11 protein-coding genes and 2 tRNA genes are annotated in these 17,118 nt (G+C 66.8%); 7 read left to right on the forward strand and 6 right to left on the reverse strand.

Annotation, left to right across the window (positions count from 1 at the left end; translation table 11 throughout):
- Positions 1-132 precede the first annotated feature (132 nt).
- Both KA248_03500 and KA248_03505 read left to right on the forward strand, forming a co-directional pair.
- Positions 133-483, forward strand: a complete 351-nt coding sequence (locus KA248_03500; GenBank protein MBP7828964.1) for a type II secretion system protein — start codon at positions 133-135, stop codon at positions 481-483.
- A gap of 130 nt (positions 484-613) precedes the next feature.
- On the forward strand, positions 614-991 hold the full coding sequence (locus KA248_03505; GenBank protein MBP7828965.1) for a prepilin-type N-terminal cleavage/methylation domain-containing protein: 378 nt from the start codon (positions 614-616) through the stop codon (positions 989-991).
- Between the two features lie 474 nt (positions 992-1,465).
- Here KA248_03505 and KA248_03510 read toward each other — a convergent pair whose 3' ends face one another.
- Both KA248_03510 and KA248_03515 read right to left on the reverse strand, forming a co-directional pair.
- Positions 1,466-2,668 (reverse strand): hypothetical protein, encoded by a 1,203-nt coding sequence (locus tag KA248_03510; protein MBP7828966.1) that lies wholly within the window; start codon positions 2,666-2,668, stop codon positions 1,466-1,468.
- A gap of 10 nt (positions 2,669-2,678) precedes the next feature.
- On the reverse strand, positions 2,679-3,302 hold the full coding sequence (locus KA248_03515) for a hypothetical protein (protein MBP7828967.1): 624 nt from the start codon (positions 3,300-3,302) through the stop codon (positions 2,679-2,681).
- Positions 3,303-3,485: 183 nt separating this feature from the next.
- Here KA248_03515 and KA248_03520 point away from each other — a divergent pair.
- The 3 genes from KA248_03520 to KA248_03530 all read left to right on the forward strand — a co-directional run bounded on the left by KA248_03520 (position 3,486) and on the right by KA248_03530 (position 5,780).
- A tRNA-Glu gene (locus tag KA248_03520) sits at positions 3,486-3,558 on the forward strand.
- A 63-nt stretch (positions 3,559-3,621) separates the two neighbouring features.
- Positions 3,622-4,680 carry a 3-isopropylmalate dehydrogenase gene (locus KA248_03525; protein MBP7828968.1) on the forward strand — a complete coding sequence of 353 codons (1,059 nt, stop codon included), beginning with the start codon at positions 3,622-3,624 and terminating at the stop codon, positions 4,678-4,680.
- A gap of 95 nt (positions 4,681-4,775) precedes the next feature.
- Positions 4,776-5,780, forward strand: coding sequence for an aspartate-semialdehyde dehydrogenase (locus KA248_03530; GenBank protein MBP7828969.1), 1,005 nt, complete (start codon positions 4,776-4,778; stop codon positions 5,778-5,780).
- Between the two features lie 16 nt (positions 5,781-5,796).
- On the opposite strand, the gene KA248_03535 is transcribed toward KA248_03530, so the two are convergent.
- The 4 genes from KA248_03535 to KA248_03550 all read right to left on the reverse strand — a co-directional run bounded on the left by KA248_03535 (position 5,797) and on the right by KA248_03550 (position 10,017).
- Positions 5,797-5,943 carry a hypothetical protein gene (locus tag KA248_03535; GenBank protein ID MBP7828970.1) on the reverse strand — a complete coding sequence of 49 codons (147 nt, stop codon included), beginning with the start codon at positions 5,941-5,943 and terminating at the stop codon, positions 5,797-5,799.
- A gap of 112 nt (positions 5,944-6,055) precedes the next feature.
- Entirely contained in the window at positions 6,056-6,877 is an 822-nt protein-coding gene (locus KA248_03540) for a hypothetical protein (GenBank protein MBP7828971.1), read from the reverse strand.
- Positions 6,878-6,974: 97 nt separating this feature from the next.
- A complete protein-coding gene (locus KA248_03545; protein ID MBP7828972.1) occupies positions 6,975-9,419 on the reverse strand; it encodes an FAD-dependent oxidoreductase in 2,445 nt (814 codons plus the stop codon).
- A gap of 55 nt (positions 9,420-9,474) precedes the next feature.
- Positions 9,475-10,017: a hypothetical protein gene (locus KA248_03550; protein MBP7828973.1), complete on the reverse strand. Its 543-nt coding sequence runs from the start codon at positions 10,015-10,017 to the stop codon at positions 9,475-9,477.
- 79 nt (positions 10,018-10,096) lie between these two features.
- Between KA248_03550 and KA248_03555 the strand changes: the two genes are divergently transcribed.
- Positions 10,097-10,171 (forward strand) — tRNA-Gly (locus tag KA248_03555).
- Positions 10,172-10,380: 209 nt separating this feature from the next.
- On the forward strand, positions 10,381-17,100 hold the full coding sequence (locus KA248_03560; protein ID MBP7828974.1) for a VCBS repeat-containing protein: 6,720 nt from the start codon (positions 10,381-10,383) through the stop codon (positions 17,098-17,100).
- The last annotated feature ends 18 nt before the right edge of the window (positions 17,101-17,118 follow it).

A 17,118-nucleotide genomic window follows, 5' to 3' on the forward strand; every position in this document is an offset into this window, starting at 1 on the left:
ATCTATTGGTTTTGTATCTTTTTCGGCCCTTTGAATGGCCTTGGCTCGCATGGCATGGTGATTGCTTATTATCAATACGAAGGGCTGGGGTAGCCCATGGCGGATAAGAGAAAACAACTAGAGGAGAATGCAATGAGAAGGAATGCTGGTTTCACGCTGGTGGAGATCATGATCGTTGTGGCCATCATTGGCCTGTTGGCGGCCATCGCCATTCCGTCGTTTGTGCGCGCGCGCCAGACGACCCAGACCAATACCTGCATCAACAACCTCCGGCTGATTGATGCGGCCAAGCAGCAGTGGGCGCTGGAAACGGGCGCGGCGGCCGATGCGGCCCCGGGCGAAGCGGACATCCAGCCCTACATGAAGAATGATGAATCCCCGATTTGCCCCCTCTCCGATGCGTTTGATTACACCATCGGCGACCTGGCAACGGATCCGACCTGCGCGAATTTCAACGCCGATTCGCATAACGCCGTTCTGTAAGTGGTCAGTCCACCCGTTAGCAGCCCCGGCATGGCGCCGGGGCTGCTTTTTTTGTGTAATTATTTGCCCGTGAAATAGATAAGCTGGAGCTTGGCATGAAGCCTGCTTTATTTATATGCACTCGGGCCCCATGAAAAGGCGAATCCAGTGTCGCACGGCGGTGGTTCCGAAACGGGCGACTCTACGGCGCGGGTTCACCTTGCTTGAAATCATGATCGTGGTCAGTTTCATTGGGCTCCTGGCAGGATTGGCCGTTCCCGGCTTGCTGCGCGCAAGGCAGTCCTCCCAGCGGGTGCGGTGCATCGACAATCTTCGTCAGATCGATTCCGCGAAGGAGCAGTGGGCCATGGAGAATTTCGCCGGCGAGGGGGACCCGGTGGGCGAGGGGGACATCACCCCGTATTTCCAGAGGGGTTTCCCCGTGTGCCCCGCCCGGGGCGAGTACACGATCATGGCGATCGGACAGAATCCGCAGTGCGACCAGGACGGTCACGTGTTGCGCGAGTAGTTCGGTCTCCGGCGCAGCAATTCGAATTATGACCTACCCGCCTCGGAAGCGATGTGTTGTCATTCCGAGCGAAGCGGGGAATCTCCAGCGTTCTTCACGACTCCGGAGATCCCTCCCGCCGGAGGTGGGCAGGCGGCTCCGCTCGGGATGACAGAACCCCGTTTGGAACAGGCCCAAATGCGAATGGCGGCTTCCGGCGTTGGGGGGATCGTACAGGCTTGTAACTGGATAGGATGAAGGCTCCGGGCCATCCTGCTTCTACGGCCTTACGGCCGCGCTACCAGCAGGAGGTTTGCAGCGCGCCCGTCAGGGCGTAATACCATGTACGGGTGAGAGGCGGTGCGAACGGCGTCGCAGAGCTCCGCCCTCCAGTGGCAGGAATCATGGAGGGGCGAGCTCCTGCGAGCCCGAAATCTACCCGCCTTCACCCGGATTTGGTATAAGACCGGCATTGAAGTTTCCGGCCCGTCCCGTTCAGCGCGGTACGATATCCCTGCAGAACGTGACGAATGTATTGCGGCGCCGAGTCAAGGGCGCGGAAACTTCCACGGAGCGCAGGGTATTCCCCATGGAATTCTTGAACACGACCTTGACCGAGGAGAGATCCTTCGGCGCCCGGACCCGCGCCACCTGCATCCACCGGGGCAGCGTTTGCCACCGCCGGACATCCGGCTGCTCCAGCAGCCCGATCAGGATGAATCGGACCAGTTCCCCCCAGCCTTCGCTATGAGTTTCATGCTCGACGGCTTCGGCGATGGCTTCCTTGAGAATGATGCGGCCGACGGTCTTGGCGGTCTGCTGCAGCGCGCGCAGTTTTTCGGTCAGAAAGGTCAGCTCGACCGTGTCGGAGAGGTTGTAGCTCCGGCCCAGGAGTTGGTTCCCGGCATAAATCTCGGCATAGGCCGCCGGCTCCGGGTGCCAGTCCTCGCGCCACTGGGCGTCGGCCCGGGGGGCGCGGCCGATCAGGACGAAGGCGACCAGTTCCGCCGGCCAGCGTTCTTCGGTTTCCGCGGGAGGGGCGGCGGGCTGGCCGTCCGCGCCGGGCGGGGGTCGCACGTAAAGGCGGCCGGTGTTCTCGTTCACGGCGAGCCCGCCCATGAGCTCCGAGGCGCGCTTGTACTGCAGGGCCGCATTGGAATCGTCGTCGATCATCTCCAGGCAGAACCCGGCCATGTACCGCGAGTAGGCGTCCTCGGGATACTCGCCCCGGATGTCCGGTTCCAGGGACTTGATGATGCGGCGCGACTCGACCGCGGCATCGTCCCATTTCCCCAGGGCCAGGTAGTTCTTGGCCGCCATGGCGTGGAGCAAGGTCCGCTCGAACGGCGCCCCGCGGAAATTCTGGACGCCGTCGTTGACCACCCAGCTGGCGGCGCCCTTGGAGACGCTGTAGGTCTGCAACTCCTCGAGCCGCTGGTTCGCCGCGTCGAAGTCCTTGGCGCTGTCCTCGTAGCGCCCCGCCGCTTGCCGGATGGTGCCGCGCTCCATCAGGAAGAGGACCTCGTCCTTTTCCGGGGGCTTGGCCGTCTCCAGCACCTGGTCAGCCTGGGCCGTCCGCCCGAGGTAGTAGTTCTGGCGGGCGGCTTCCAGGCCGGGGGTGGCGCATCCGGCGCCCAGGCCCGCGAGGGCCAGCAGGGCGCAAAGCCTCACCCAGGCAATGGCGCGCGGACGGGCCATGGGAGCTCCTTTACCAGCCGATCAGCGGCAGGCTGGCCTGGCGGGCGAATTCCTTCTCCGTGGTCCAGGAAATCAGGCCCGTTTCCAGGTCGGTGATCTCGATCGTCAGCTTGTAGTAGTTGCGCTGCTGCTTCGAGACGCGGACCTGGCGCTTCGACCGGTCCTCCATCTCGATCAGCGAGCCGGTAAGCATGTACTTGGCGCCGAGTTGGCGGCCGATCGCCGTCTGGGTCTCCGCCGTGGCGTGCGCGGCCTGGTAGCCCTGCTCCTTGAGCAGTTCCTCGCGCCGGGACTCGTTGACGAACTGGGCCTTGCCGGCCTGGATGATCATCGTGCGGATGCGGTCCGTCAGGGCCTTGAGGTCGCGGTGGTCCATCGTCCGGTTCTGCACGCCCGCGATCATCATGATCGGGGGCTGGGGCTGGTCGTTGAGGAAGGGGCTGGCCAGCAGTTCGTTGGCGACCTCCTCCGTGAGGAAGCGCATGTCGGTGTAATCGTACGTGGAGCCGAAATGCTGGCGGTCCTCCACGTTGACATCGGTCGTCGAGGCGCGGAACGCGGCGCATCCCGCCGAAAACACCAGCGCGACCAGGGCCAGGCTGCTCACTCCCATCCATTTCATCAGGCGATTCATGGCTGTCTCCTTTGTTGGTCCACTCGCTTGAAACCCGTATACCGCTTTCCCGCGGCTGAATCAACACGCATCGGTTTCCGCACGGTTAGACGGCGGCCCGTCCGGATCATTCAAAAATGCCGGTTGCCCTCCCGGCGTTTTGTGCTAAAGTCCCCCGGTTTGCGGCCCGAAAGGCCGCCGGGCGACCCCATCATCTAGAGGCCTAGGATACCAGGTTTTCATCCTGGACACACGGGTTCGAATCCCGTTGGGGTCGTTCTTCAATGCGGCGGGCGGGCGCGAGTCGGACGTCCGCCGATTCCACGGGAAAGGTGCGAGCATGAAAAGCTACAACATAGCGGTAATCGGCGGCGACGGAACGGGGCCGGAGGTCGTGCGCGAGGGCCTCAAGGTCCTGAACGCGGCGGCGGCGAAATTCGGGTTCAAGCTGAACACGACCGACTTCGACTTCGGGGGCGATCGCTACCTGCGGACGGGCGAAGTCCTGCCGGACAGCGCCTCCGGCGAAATGCGCAAGTTCGATGCCATCTACCTCGGCGCCATCGGCCACCCGGACGTCAAGCCCGGCATCCTCGAGAAGGGCATCCTGCTGCGCCTTCGCTTCGAGCTGGACCAGTATATCAACCTGCGGCCGGTCAAGCTCTATCCCGGTGTCGCCTGCCCCCTGGTCGGCAAGGGCCCCGAGCACATCGACTACGTCGTGGTGCGCGAGAACACGGGCGACCTGTACACGGGCACGGGCGGCTTCACGATGAAGGGCACCCCGCACGAGGTGGCCGTGCAATCGGCGGTCTATACCCGGTTCCAGGTGGACCGTTGCCTGAAGTACGCCTTCGAGTACACGCGGAAGCGGAACAAGAGAAAGACCCTAGCGCTGTGCGGGAAGACGAACGTGCTGACCTACGTCTACGACCTGTGGGAGCGCGCGTTCCACGAGATGGGCGCGAAGGACTTCGCGGACATCAAGCGCGAGTACTATCACGTGGACGCGACCTGCATGTGGATGGTCAAGAATCCCGAGTGGTTCGACGTGATCGTCACGGGTAACATGTTCGGCGACATCATCACCGACCTCGGCGCCATCACGCAGGGCGGCATGGGTATCGCGGCCGGCGGCAACATCAACCCGGAGGGCGTGAGCATGTTCGAGCCGATCGGCGGCTCCGCGCCCAAGTACACGGGCCGGAACGTCATCAACCCGCTGGCGGCCGTCTGCGCCGGCGGCATGATGCTGGACACGCTCGGGGAATCCGCCGCGGCGGCCGCGATCGAGAAGGCGGTCATGGATGTCACGGCGAACAAGCTCAAGAGCCTGGCCGCCGGGAAGATGGGCTACGGCACGACCCAGGTCGGAGACCTGGTGGCGGAACGGGTATAGTAGAAGGGGTTAGGGTTCAGTGGTCAGGGTTCAGGAGAAAGGCTCTCGAATCCTGAACCCCGAACCCTGAACCCTCGTAACTGTGGAGACCGGTCATGAAGAACTGCAACGTCTGCGTCGTGGGCATTGGGGCGGTCGGCACCGAGATGGTGCGCCTGCTCAAGTTGCGTAATTTTCCCGTGGCGAACCTGACCATCTTCGCGCGCAGCGAGCGCACGGAGGTGATCGACGGGGTGGAGTATCCCGTCAAGGTCGGCTCGCCCGAGGCGTTCGAGGGCATGGATTTCGCCTTCTTCGCCGGGACCGAGGGCGCGAAGGGCGCCTCCCAGACCCTGGGCTGGGAGGCCGCCAAGCGCGGCTGTGTTGTCGTGGACAACGGCGACGACTTCCGCATGGACCCGCGCGTCCCGCTGGTGATCCCCGAGATCAACCCGGAGGCGCTGAAGGGCCACCCGAACTTCATCGCGAATCCCAACTGCAGCACGATCATCGCCCTGATGCCGCTGGCGCCACTGCACCGCGCCGCGAAGATCAAGCGGATCGTGGCGAGTACCTACCAGGCTGTGTCCGGCACCGGCGCGCCGGCCGTGCGGGAGTTGGAGGCGCAGACCCGCGCGTGGGTGACCGGCCAGCCGCTGCCCCGCGAGGTGTACCCGCACCAGATCGCCTTCAACCTGATCCCGGGCGTGGGCTCGTTCAAGGACGACTCGGGCGAGAGCTCCGAGGAGATCAAGATGCGCAAGGAAACCCATAAAATCCTGGGCGATTCGTCGATCCGGGTGGGGAACACCTGCGTGCGCGTGCCGGTGGTCAACGGGCACAGCATCGCGATCAACGTCGAATTCGAAAAGCCCTTGAGCCCCGCCCAGGCGCGTGACCTGCTCGCGAAGGCGCCCGGCATCAAGGTCGTGGACGACCCGAAGAACGCCGTGTACCCGATGCCGAAGGATGCCTCGGGGGGCTATGACGTGCTGGTCGGCCGCATTCGTAAGGACCAGAGTTGCGACAACGGGCTGGTGCTGTGGGCCTCCGGCGACAACATCTGGAAGGGCGCCGCCCAGAACGCCATCCAGATCGCCGAGGCGCTGATCAAGGGGTAGGACGAAAGACGCTTTTTTACCGGTCGTTCAAGCCCGGGATCGTGGGGGCCGTTTCCCAGGGCTGCGGCGTGTTCCAGGGAAGATCGGAGTCCTGGTCCGGCGTCGCGCACCCGGAGAACAGCAGGCCCAGCATCAGGCCGAGGAAACCCAGGACGGCCTTCATGGGTCAGGGCCAGACCGAGGGTTCCGCCCCGTAGTGGACCAGCTCGAACGCCTGCAGCCCGATCAGGACCAGGAAGCAGACGACCGAAACCAGGGCCAGCCACGCGGCCAGTTTAGAAGATAAGGACATCGTCGCCCTCTTTCACCGGGACCTGTTCCCAATCCTTCACGATGTCGGCGATGGCCGTGTTCTGCTCGACGGTGCTGACCTTGACCTTGCCGACCAGCTTGTCGTCACGGTGCACGTGCAATTCCGTGTTGGGCACAATGCCCTCTTCCTGGCCGAGATCCAGGACCACGAAGTTCCAGTCGGGATTCACCACCAGGATGCGCCCGGTGAGCCCCATCAGTTTCTTCGGGCTGCCCGTCGGCGGCTCGATCTTGGCGATGTAGTTCTCCAGCGTGGTGATGGTGGACTTGAGATCCGCGATCTGGTCGTCCTTCTTCGCCATCTCCAGGTTGATCTCGTCGATCTGGGCCTGGAGGCCGATCTTATCCTGCTCGAGCTGGTCGATGCGGCCGTTGGCCTGCGCGATCTCGGCGTCCTTCTGCTCGATGGTGGCGTTGAGCTGGACGATCTGGTTCTTGGCCACTTCGAGTTCCGCGCGGGTGTCGGCGAGCATCTGCTCCGTCTCGGCCAGCTTGGTCTTCGTGGCGGCCAGGTCGGCCTTGGTGTTCTGGAGGTCGTCGTACTGGTTGCCCGCGGCGACGGCCATGAGGTCGAGCTGGGGCTTCAACTGGGTTACGTCCTTCAGGGCGGCGACGTTGAGCTGGTCGTAGTGGAACTTGGCGGCGATGTCGGCCAAGCCGGTCTCGTGCAGCCGCGTGCGCTCCTTGAGGATCTCGCGCTTGGAGAACAGCAGGATCCCTAGAACGAGCGAAGCGATGCTCAAAAGGAGGAGGACGATCACCAACGGTTTTAGCGCCTTGCCCATAGGATTCACCTCCGCGATAAGCGGTTTCCCATCTTCTACTAACGCACTCTAGGAGAGGGCGGGGGCGCTGTCAACGGTAAAGCGGCCCGGGGCGCCCCTAGATGAAGAGGGTGGTTCCCGCCCGGTCCGCCTCGCCCAGGAAGGAGGCCACACCGCCCAGTTCGATGCCGTCGAGCAGCTCCTCGCGCTTCAGGCCCATGACGTCCATGGTCATTGTGCAGGCGATCATCCGCGCCCCGCCGCGCCGGGCCGATTCAATCAGGTCCGGCAGGGCGGTGACGTTCTTGTCCTTCATGACCTTCTTCATCATCGCCGTGCCCGCGCCCAGCATGTGGAGCTTGGAGAGTTTCAGCGCCCCGGCGCCCCGCGGCATCATGGCTCCGAACATCTTCTCCAGGAACGGCTTCCGGATCGGCGCCGCATTCCGCCTGCGCAGGGCGTTCAGGCCCCAGAAGGTGAAGAACAGGCTGACCTCGTTGCCCATCGCCAGCGCGCCGTTGGCGATGATCAGGGCGGCCATGACCCTGTCCAGGTCGCCGGAAAAGACGACGAAGGTTTTGCGGCCGGACCGGCCCGCGGGCTCGGCCGACCGGGCCGGGGCGCCGCCCTTGCGGATGCGCGCCTCCAGCACGGCGCCCTTCCGGTCGAGCGACACCAGTTCATGGCCCTGGCCCCGGCACCAGGCCGGGGCGTCCGAGGCAAAGCCCGGGTCGGCCACGCGCACGAGGACTTCGTCCCCGGCGGCCAGTCCGTCCATTTTCTCCTTCAGGCGCAGGATCGGGCCCGGGCATTGCAGCGCCGTGCAATCCAGTTCCACGGTCTTTCCCGTTGGCGCGGACTGTTCCGCCATCTTTTCCTCGGCGTAGGCCAGGAACGGCACCTCGGCCTCCTCCGCGCCGAGCGGTCCGTGCCACTGCCGGAAGGTCCGGCTCCCGCCCGCGAGCGTGGCGACATCGCGGAATCCCCGCTGTTTCAGCAGGCGATAGGCCAGGTAGCTGCGGAAGCCGACGGTGCAATACACGCGCGCCGGACGGTGCGAATCCAGTTCGCCGATGCGCGACCGGAGCTGGCCCAGCGGGATGTTCCGCGCGCCGGGGATGTGCCAGGTCTCGAATTCCGGGGCGCCGCGCACGTCCAGGATCAGCGCGCCCTCCGTGTTCGTCGGATAGTCCTCCGCGTACCAGAATTCCACGTCGCCCCGCAGCAGGTTGGCCCCGACGAAGCCCGCCATGTTCACCGGGTCCTTCGCCGATCCGAACGGCGGCGCATAGGAAAGTTCCAGGTTCTCCAGGTCATAGACCGTCAGCCCGGCGCGGACCGCCGTGGCGAAGACGTCCAGCCGCTTGTCCACGCCGTCAAACCCGACGACCTGCGCTCCGAGCAGCCGCCCCGTGTCCGGCGCGAAGAGGACCTTGATGTGCATCGGCGCCGTGCCGGGGTAGTAGCCGGCGTGGCCGGACGGGTGCAGGTAGACCTTGCGGAAAGGCGTGCCGGCGCGGACCAGGCCCTTCTCGATGGCCCCCGTGCCGCCCGCGGTCATGTCGAAGATCTTCACGATCGCCGTGCCCTGCGAGCTGTCGTAGGTCGTGTCCCGCCCGCAAATGTTCTCCGCCGCGATCCGGCCCTGCCGGTTGGCGGGCCCGGCGAGGGGAATCAGCCACGCGTCGGGCAGCACGACGTGCGCGACCTCGACGGCATCGCCGGCCGCGTAGATGTCCGGATCGGACGTGCGCATGTGGGCGTCCGCCTTGATGCCGCCGCGCGGCCCGAGTTCCAGCCCGGCGGCTTTCGCGAGGGCGGTATCCGGCCGCACGCCGGCGGAGAGGACGACGAAGTCCGCGGTCAGGACCGTGCCGTTCTTGAGTTCGACGGCGGCCCGGCCGCCGGCATCCCGGAACGCCGCGGCCGCGGTGCCCAGGTGGAGATTCACGCCGTGCTGCCGCAGGTGGTCCTCGAGCGGCGCGACCATTTCCTTGTCCAGCGGCGGCATGACCTGGTCGAGCATCTCGACCAGGTCGACCGCGAGGCCGCGGTGGCGCAGGTTCTCCGCCATCTCGACGCCGATGTACCCGCCGCCGATGACCACGGCGTTCTTCGCGCCGCGATCGACGGCCTCCTTGATCGCGTCCATGTCGTCCATGTTCCGCAGGACGTACACGCGGGGGTGGTCGAGGCCGGGCAGCGGGGGTTTGAGCGGCGTCGCGCCGGGGCAGAGCACCAGCTTGTCGTACGCCTCGTCGTATTCCCGGCCCGTGGCGAGCTCGCGCACGCGGACTTTCCGGGTCGCCCGGTCGATGGCGAGCGCCTCGTGGCCGGTCCGCACGTCGAGGTCGAGCGAGGCCTTCAGGCTCTCGGGGGTCTGGAGGAGGAGTTGGGCGCGGTCGCGGATCACCCCGCCGATATGGTAGGGCAGGCCGCAGTTGGCGAAGGACACGTAGCGGCTGCGCTCCAGCACCACGATGTCCGCGCGCTCGTCCAGCCGCCGGGCCCGCGCCGCCGTGGACATGCCCGCCGCCACTCCGCCGATGACCACCAGTTTCATATCCTGCTCCTTTCGGGTCGGGAGAAGATAACGCAAAAGCGGGCGGGGTCCAGTCTCAAGACCGCCTGTGCGCGCGCCAGGCGTACAACGCCAGCCACGTCGCCGGCAGCGCTAACCAGTAGAGCGCAACGAGCCACGGATGCTGCCACCAGGAGAGCCCGTTGAAGGCCCAGGAGGAGAGCGGGAAGAACAGCTCCGTGTGGAACTTGCCCGGGCTCGCGTGCGTCAGCGCGTCGAGGACCAGGTGGAGCGGCCAGGCCAGCGAGGGCAGGACGAGCGGCTGCCGCACGAGAACCAGCAGGCCGGAAACCGCCAGGGCGACGAGCAGGCTGTGCGCGTAGCGGTAATGGACCAGCCCGTCACCGCCGAACTCGCGGAAGAAATGACCGACGTGGTCGCCGTGGTCGAACCGGAGAAACGGCAGGCCCATGGAGAGCAGGTCCGGCAGCACGCCGAAGAGCATGGCGAGCCAGACCGTCGGGTCCCGGAACCAGCTCCGGCCGGCGCCCGCGCGGCCGCCGGCCAGTCCAGACCGGCTGCACATCGTCGCGCCGTAGATCGCATGGGCCAGCACATCCATGGCGGCAAGATACTGCACGAGGCCGGGCCTGTCAGCCCGGGGCCCTAAAAAAATCGGCCTTGCGCGCCTTTTTCGATGTGCTAGTCTTACTTTCGGCGCGGGAGTAATTCAGTGGCAGAATGTCAGCTTCCCAAGCTGAACGTCGCGGGTTCGACTCCCGTCTCCCGCTCCACTCCAAACCCCGGCTCTCCGCCAAAAACCGGGGCAAGCATCTGCCGGCCAGGCGTATACGTCGGCGGCCGCGCTGAAGACATAAGGACGGGTTTCCCGGCAAGAAAGACGGCGGCCAAACGACTAAAGGCATAGTTGGCGCGGATCAATAGCATGGCGTTTACGCGCGGGAACCGCGCGTGTACACTGGTTCCACGCGCGCGAGAGTAGATGAGGCGCACTTCATATAGCGTGGGGAGTGTGGTCTGCCGTGGCGGGCTGTTGCTGGGCCTGTGCGTGGCGCTGGCCGGGCCGGCGGCGGGCGAGGTGCTCTTCCAGGAGGACTTCGAGAGCGGTATCCTGGCGCCCTGCTGGGCGACAAACTCCACCGGCCAGGGACGCCTCCGCGTCACCGAGGACTGGACGCCCGCGGGCGGCGTCCGGCACGTGGTGATGGACGATTTTCAGAGCGACCTGGTCTCCTCCCGGAACGAACTGGTCCTGACCGTGGACCTCGGCGGGCAAAGCAATGTCGTTTTGAGTTTCCAGCACAAGTCGCTCAACGACGAGGATCACGAGATGCCCGACTCGTTCGGCGGCAGCCATGATTCGGACGGCGTGGCCGTCAGCGACGACGGCGGCACGACCTGGCACAAGATCCAGGGCCTGACCTCGTCCAATTTCACAGCCTCCGGCTACAAGTCGTTCGAGGTGCCGTTGACCCCGGGCGCGGCCTGGTCCCTGGTCGACGATTTCAAGATCAAGTTCCAGCAGTACGACGACTCGCCGGCAGAGGAGGACGGGTTTGCGCTTGACGACATTCTCCTGGAGACGGTTTCCACGGCGCCCGGCGCGGACCTGACCTTGACCCTGGGGGCGCTGTTCTCCGGGCAGGGGCTCGCGGTTTCGAACGAGTACCCGCTGCTGTTGACGCTGGTGAACAAGGGGCCGCGGGAGGCCGTCGACGTCACGATCACCAACCGGCTGCCCGCGGGCGTCGAACTCGTCACGGCCACGCTGGGCTACGAGGTCGATCCGGTCGGCCATGCCGTCCTATACCGCCTCGCGGAAATGGCCGCCGGCCAGACCTCCAGGTTCTGGATGATCTGTTCGCCGGGGGTGACCGGCCTCTGCGTGTGGACGTCGGTCGTGACCTCCGCCGGCGCGGATACGAACGCCGCCGATAATACCGCGGCGTACCAAACCACGTTCGGGCCCCGGGGGGAACCCGCCGCGGATATCGGAGTTGAGGTCACGCTGTCCGATGCGGCCTGCCTTTCCCAGCCGTTCACCAACACGGTACACTTGGAGAACTACACCGCCGAATACGTTTCCAACGTCCTGATCGTCAGCGAGTTCTCGGCGCCCGTGGAGATCCTGGACGGCTATTTCCGGGCCCACAGCAACCAGCTGTGCAGTTCGCTCACCCTGACCCCTTCGTGGGGCGCCTTTTTCTCGTACCGGGTGCGGGCGACCCGGGAGGGCCTGCTGACGAACATCGTGCGGATCAGCGCGGCCCGCTCGCTGGCCTCCACGAACGGGCTGGTTTTCACCAATGTGATCCAGATCATCCCCGACTCGTCCTGGGAGCAGGTCCTGGACGGCTACTGCGAGGGGCGCTACCTGGCCGGCGCCTATTCCGGCGGGGCGGACGACAGCCAGCCGGCGCTGGCGGACATGGACGCCGACGGCGACCCGGACGCATTCATCGGCAGCGCGGACAAGCTGATGTATTACCGGAACATCGGCACCTCCAACGCGCCGGCGTGGGCGCCGCCCGTGCTGGTCCGACGGTTCTGGTCTAACGAGCGGCATGCCCCGGCCCCCGCGGACCTGGACGGGGACGGCGATCTCGATCTGCTGGTGGGCCGGCTCTGGGGAAACCTGATGCTGATCGAAAACGAGGGCACCGCCACCAACGCCGCCTGGGGGGAACCCCAGTACAGCTACGGCGGCATCGACGTTGACTCCACCAGTGTCCCGGCCCTGGCCGACGTGGACGGCGATGGCGACCCGGACCTTTTTGTCGGCAACGGCGACGGCGACATCCTCGTGTACACCAACACCGGGACCGCCGCCTCGGCCGCCTGGAGCGGGCCGTACACCAACTTCCCGTGCCCGATTCCCAATTACGCGTACGCGGCGCCCCGGCTCGCGGACCTGGACGGCGACGGGGATTTCGATCTCGCGGCGGGCTACGATCCGTATCCTTCACGGACCAACGCCTTCTGGCTCTACTGGGCCAACACCGGGACCGTCTTCCAGCCGCGGTGGGCGCCGTTCGCGACGCAGGAACTCGGGGTCGCCGCGGCGCACTACTTCGCCTCCTTCGCCCCGGCGTTTGCCGACCTGGACGGCGACGGTGACCTGGACGCCTGTATCGGCCAGTCGCAAGGCCGGCTGGATTTCGTGGCGAACCTGGGGCAGGCGACGCAGGCGGTGTGGCTGGGCCGGGGCGAACGGGTTTTCCTGCTGGACCTGCCCTCCCCGCAGATCGCCGGCGGCGACCTGGACGGCGACGGGGACGGCGACCTGCTGGTGAAGGGCCCGCACGACCCGCACCTGTGGCTGTACGAGAACGCGGGCACCCCCCTGCTGCCCATCTGGCACCTGGCCACCACCAACTACCTGAACTGGACCGGCGGAGTCATTTACGGCATGACGTTCTGCGACATCGATGCCGACGACGATCCCGACCTGCTGGTCAACACGGCGGATCTCCTGGACGACACCCGCTGGATCATCATGTTTCTGGAAAACACCGGGACGGCGGCCCAGGCCTCCTGGGCCGCCCCGGTTCATGACTACCTCGTCCTGAACGCCGCCACGGGCCATATGAACTACGGCGCGGTGGCGGCGGGCGACATGGATGACGACGGCGACTTCGACCTGTTCATCAAAGGATGGATCACCAACGGGCCCTTGCTCTACATCCAGAACACCGGGACGGCCGCCGCGGCCGCCTGGGCCCCTCCCGCGGATCCCGGAGTGGCCTGGTTCGGGGGGAATTACCATACGCCTCTGATCCTGGACATGGACGAGGACGGCGACCACGACCTGATCGGCATGACGGGCAGGGATTGGGTGTTCTACCCGAACACCGGCGACGCGCAGCAGCCCCGGTGGTCGCTTCCGAGGCGTTTGTATGCCCCGGTGGACCCGTTCGGCCTCAACGATTTTGTGCAGTCCGGCGCCGCGATGGACCTGGATGCCGACGGCGATCTCGACCTGCTGTTCGCCACCGCGGAGGGCGGCTTGCTGTTCTACCGGAACCAGGCGGAGAAGCTGCAGGTGATCCCGGGGCAGCGGCCGCTGGAGCCGGGCGCGGGCTGCGATTTCAACCTCACGAACGGGTCGCCGGCCGCCTGGCAGTTCGTCGTGAACCGGAGCGGCGGAACGCTGGACCCGGCGACCGGCGCCTACCAGGCCGGCCCGACGCAGGCCCTCGACATCGTCGAGTCCCGCCTCGCGGACGGCCGCTACGGCCGGGCGTTCGTCCAGGTGATCAGCAACAGCCTGTCGGCCGGCCAGTCCCGGGCCATCGTGATGGCCGGCAGCAAGACCGCCGTGCTGACCGACGACCCGGCCTGGGAGGCGACCGACTACCTGGCGGACCTGGCCTTCAACGCGCTGCGGGCCCGCGGCTACAGCAAGGGCAGCATGGCCTACTTGAGCCCCATGGTGGGACAGGACGTGGACGGCGACGGCTACCCCGACGTGACCCGGGCGACCACCCGGGCGAACGCCGAGTGGGCCTTCCAGACCTTCGCCCCGGGCGCGTCGAATCTCTTCGTCTACCTAGTCGACCACGGCGCCACGAACGAGGGCGGCGGATACTTCCGGCTGAACTCGACGGAGATTCTGGCGGCCACCAACCTGTCCGCCTGGCTCGACGGCCTGCAGGACGTTCACGGGATGGACGTGACCGTGGTGCTGGACTTCTGCCAGGCCGGCAGCTTCCTCGCACCCCTGGCGTATACCGGCGCCGCCGCGCGCATCGTCATCGCCGGCGCGGGCCCCGCCGAGGCCGCCTACTTCGTGGCGGGCGGGCTCGTGAGTTTTTCCGAGGCGTTCTTCCACGGCGTGCGGCTCGGGCTGGGGCTGGGCGAATCCTTCCGGGTGGCCCGCCGCGCGATGAGCGATTACCAGGACGCCTGGCTCGACGCGGACAAGGACGGCCGCTTCGACGAGGGCGTGGACGACGCGGCCGGGGCGCTGGACCTGCCGGTGGGCGTGAGCATCGGCGGTGAACAGGGCGCCCCGCAGGTGGGGCTCATTGCGGACAACCAGTACCTGGACGGCGACAGCGCCGCGACCCTGTGGGCGGCGAACGTCTCCGCCGGGCAGCCGATCGACCGGGTCTGGTGCGTCGTGGTGCCGCCCGGGTATCAACCCGATCCCGACGTGCCCATCGCGTCCCTGCCCGAGATCGAACTGATCTATGCCGGCGGCCGGTACGAGGCGCAGTACACGGGTTTCGGCCAGGCGGGCACCTACAAGATCATCTACTACGCCCACGCGCAGGGCGGAGGCGTGTCCCTGCCGAAGTACGGTTACGTCACGCAGGCCGGCGCGAACGAGCGCGCGATCCTTGTCGCCGGCGGGACGACCAACCTCGCCCTCTGGACCAACATCAACAGCGTGGCGAACGGCGCGTGGGAGACCCTGTTGGCCCGGCAGTTCACCACCGCCACGGTCTGCTACTTGAGCATGGACGCGGGGCAGCCGGGCGTGGACGGGGCGGTCTCCCTGGAGGCCGTCGGACAGGCCATCACGAACTGGGCCGGCGATTCGAAGAAGCTGACCCTGGTCCTCGTGGGCGAGGCGACGAACGATCTCCTGCGCCTCGCCGAGGGCGAGGACCTCGACGCACTCCAACTCGACGCCTGGCTGGACGCGTACCAGGAGAGCAACCGGACGGTGATCGCCGCGATGGATTTCGCCGGCGCTGGAAGTTTCATCACCAACATGACCACGCCGCCCGGGCGCGAGCGAATCCTGATCGCCGGTGCGGGGCCGGGCGAGCCCGCGGTCTGCGAGCAGTCCGGCTGGATCAGCTTCACCCGTGTATTTTTCAGCCACGTGTTCGACGGGCGCGACGTGCTCGAGTCCTTCCGGGCCGCGCGGGACATCGTCTTCAACCTCACCCGCGGCGCCCAGGACCCGCAGCTCGACGACAACGGCAACGGCGTGCCGAACGAGAAGGACGTCGAGGGCGCCGCGGCGCAAGGCGAGTACCTCGGGTCGGCCTTCGTGACCGGCGCCGAGGCGCCGGTGATCGGGGCCGTGACGCTGGACACCGTGCTGGCGGGCACGAACGCCCTCGTGCTCTGGGCCTCCGAGATCGTTGCGGCCGCCGGCGTGGACCGGGCCTGGTGCGTTGTTGCGCCGCCGTCCGACGCGGAGGATTCCGCCCTCGTGACCGTGGACCTGGCCTGGTCGGCCGGCGAAAGCCGCTACGAGGCGGCCTGCACGAACTTCACCGAGCCCGGCGTTTATATCTGTACGTTTTTCGCCATGGATTACGACGGCGTGATCGGCGCGCCGCGCCAAGCCCAGGTCTTCAGCGCGGACCGGTACGAGCCGGACAACAGCGCGGACGACGCCCGGCCCTTCGAGATCGCCGGCGTGCAGGTCCGCAATTTCCACGTCGCCGGCGACGAGGACTGGGTCGGGTTCTTTCTCGTCACCAACTACGTCTACGAGCTGCGCACGCGGCAGCTCGGCACCAACGTGGACAGCGTCGTGGACCTGTACCGCGTGCTCGGCGACGGGAGCCTCTCCAACGTCGTGCACCAGGACTTGCAGGGCGCGGGGGCCGGCCAGGGCGAGTACCTCCTGCTCGAGCACAGACCCGCGGGCCTGTACCTCGCGCGCGTGACCGCCTACCGGCCGTGGCAGGCGGGCCTGGGCACGGAATACGAGGTGCGCATCCACGTGCCGGCCGCGCCCTCGACGACCTTCCTCTGCATCCTCGGGGCGGACCTGCACGACTCGGATCGCTCCCCGCCGGGCGCGGTGGCCTGGGTGGACGGCGCGCCCCACGCTTTCTCCGGCGGCCGCAACTTGATCGAGCTGACGGGGATCGCGGCGAAGACGTACACGATTACCGTGACGGCGCCCGGCTGCCTGCCCGCGCAGCACGCCAGCCGGGCCGGGCAGGTGGAGGACCAGAACAACCAGGCCTACGGCAATCCGCGGCGGGTGCGGGTCCGCAGCGGGGCGTTCGTCGCCGCGCCCTTCCTCCTGGAGCCCTGCGTGCGGGTCAAGGGTGTAGCGCGCGATGCCGCGACGGGCAAGCGCCTGAAGAACGCCAGCCTGGCCTTTGCGCCGAATTCCTCGTCCGGCCTGCCGTGCAGCCGGTACGACGGTTACCCGGGCTACGCCAGCTACCGCCGGCGCTGGCTCACCGCGCCGGACGGCCAGTTCCCGACCAACGTCTACCTGCCGCCGCGCGCGGGATGGCTGACGGTCACGGCCGACGGCTATTCGAACGCCGCGTTCTATCTGAACCTCGCCTTGCCGAACGGCAGCACGAACGAGGCCGGGGAACTGCCCTGCGGGCCGGTCGTCACCAACGCGGGCGGCTTGCCCAACCGGTGGATCAACCTGCACTTCGGTGGCCCGACCAATATCCTGGCGATGCAGGACACGGACGAGGACGGGCAGAGCAACTGGAACGAATTGTTGACCGACACCGATCCCAACGACCCGGACAGCGTGTTCGCCCTCTTCGGGGCCGGCGTCGGCTTCATGCCGGCCGGGCTGCGGTTGCAATGGAGCGGCGTCGAGGGGCACGCCTACCAGGTGGCCGGGTGCAGCAACCTGTGGCCCGAGGCCTGGTCCGTCGTCGGCGGGCCGTGGACCAACTGGGACAATTCAGCCATGGAATGGACCAGCCCCGAACCGGCCGGCCGCGGCCTCTACCGCCTCGAGGAATTCCGGCCGTAGGAGACCCGCGCCGGCCGT

Source organism: Kiritimatiellia bacterium, from assembly GCA_018001225.1.
In the GTDB taxonomy this organism is placed as follows: domain Bacteria; phylum Verrucomicrobiota; class Kiritimatiellia; order CAIQIC01; family JAGNIJ01; genus JAGNIJ01.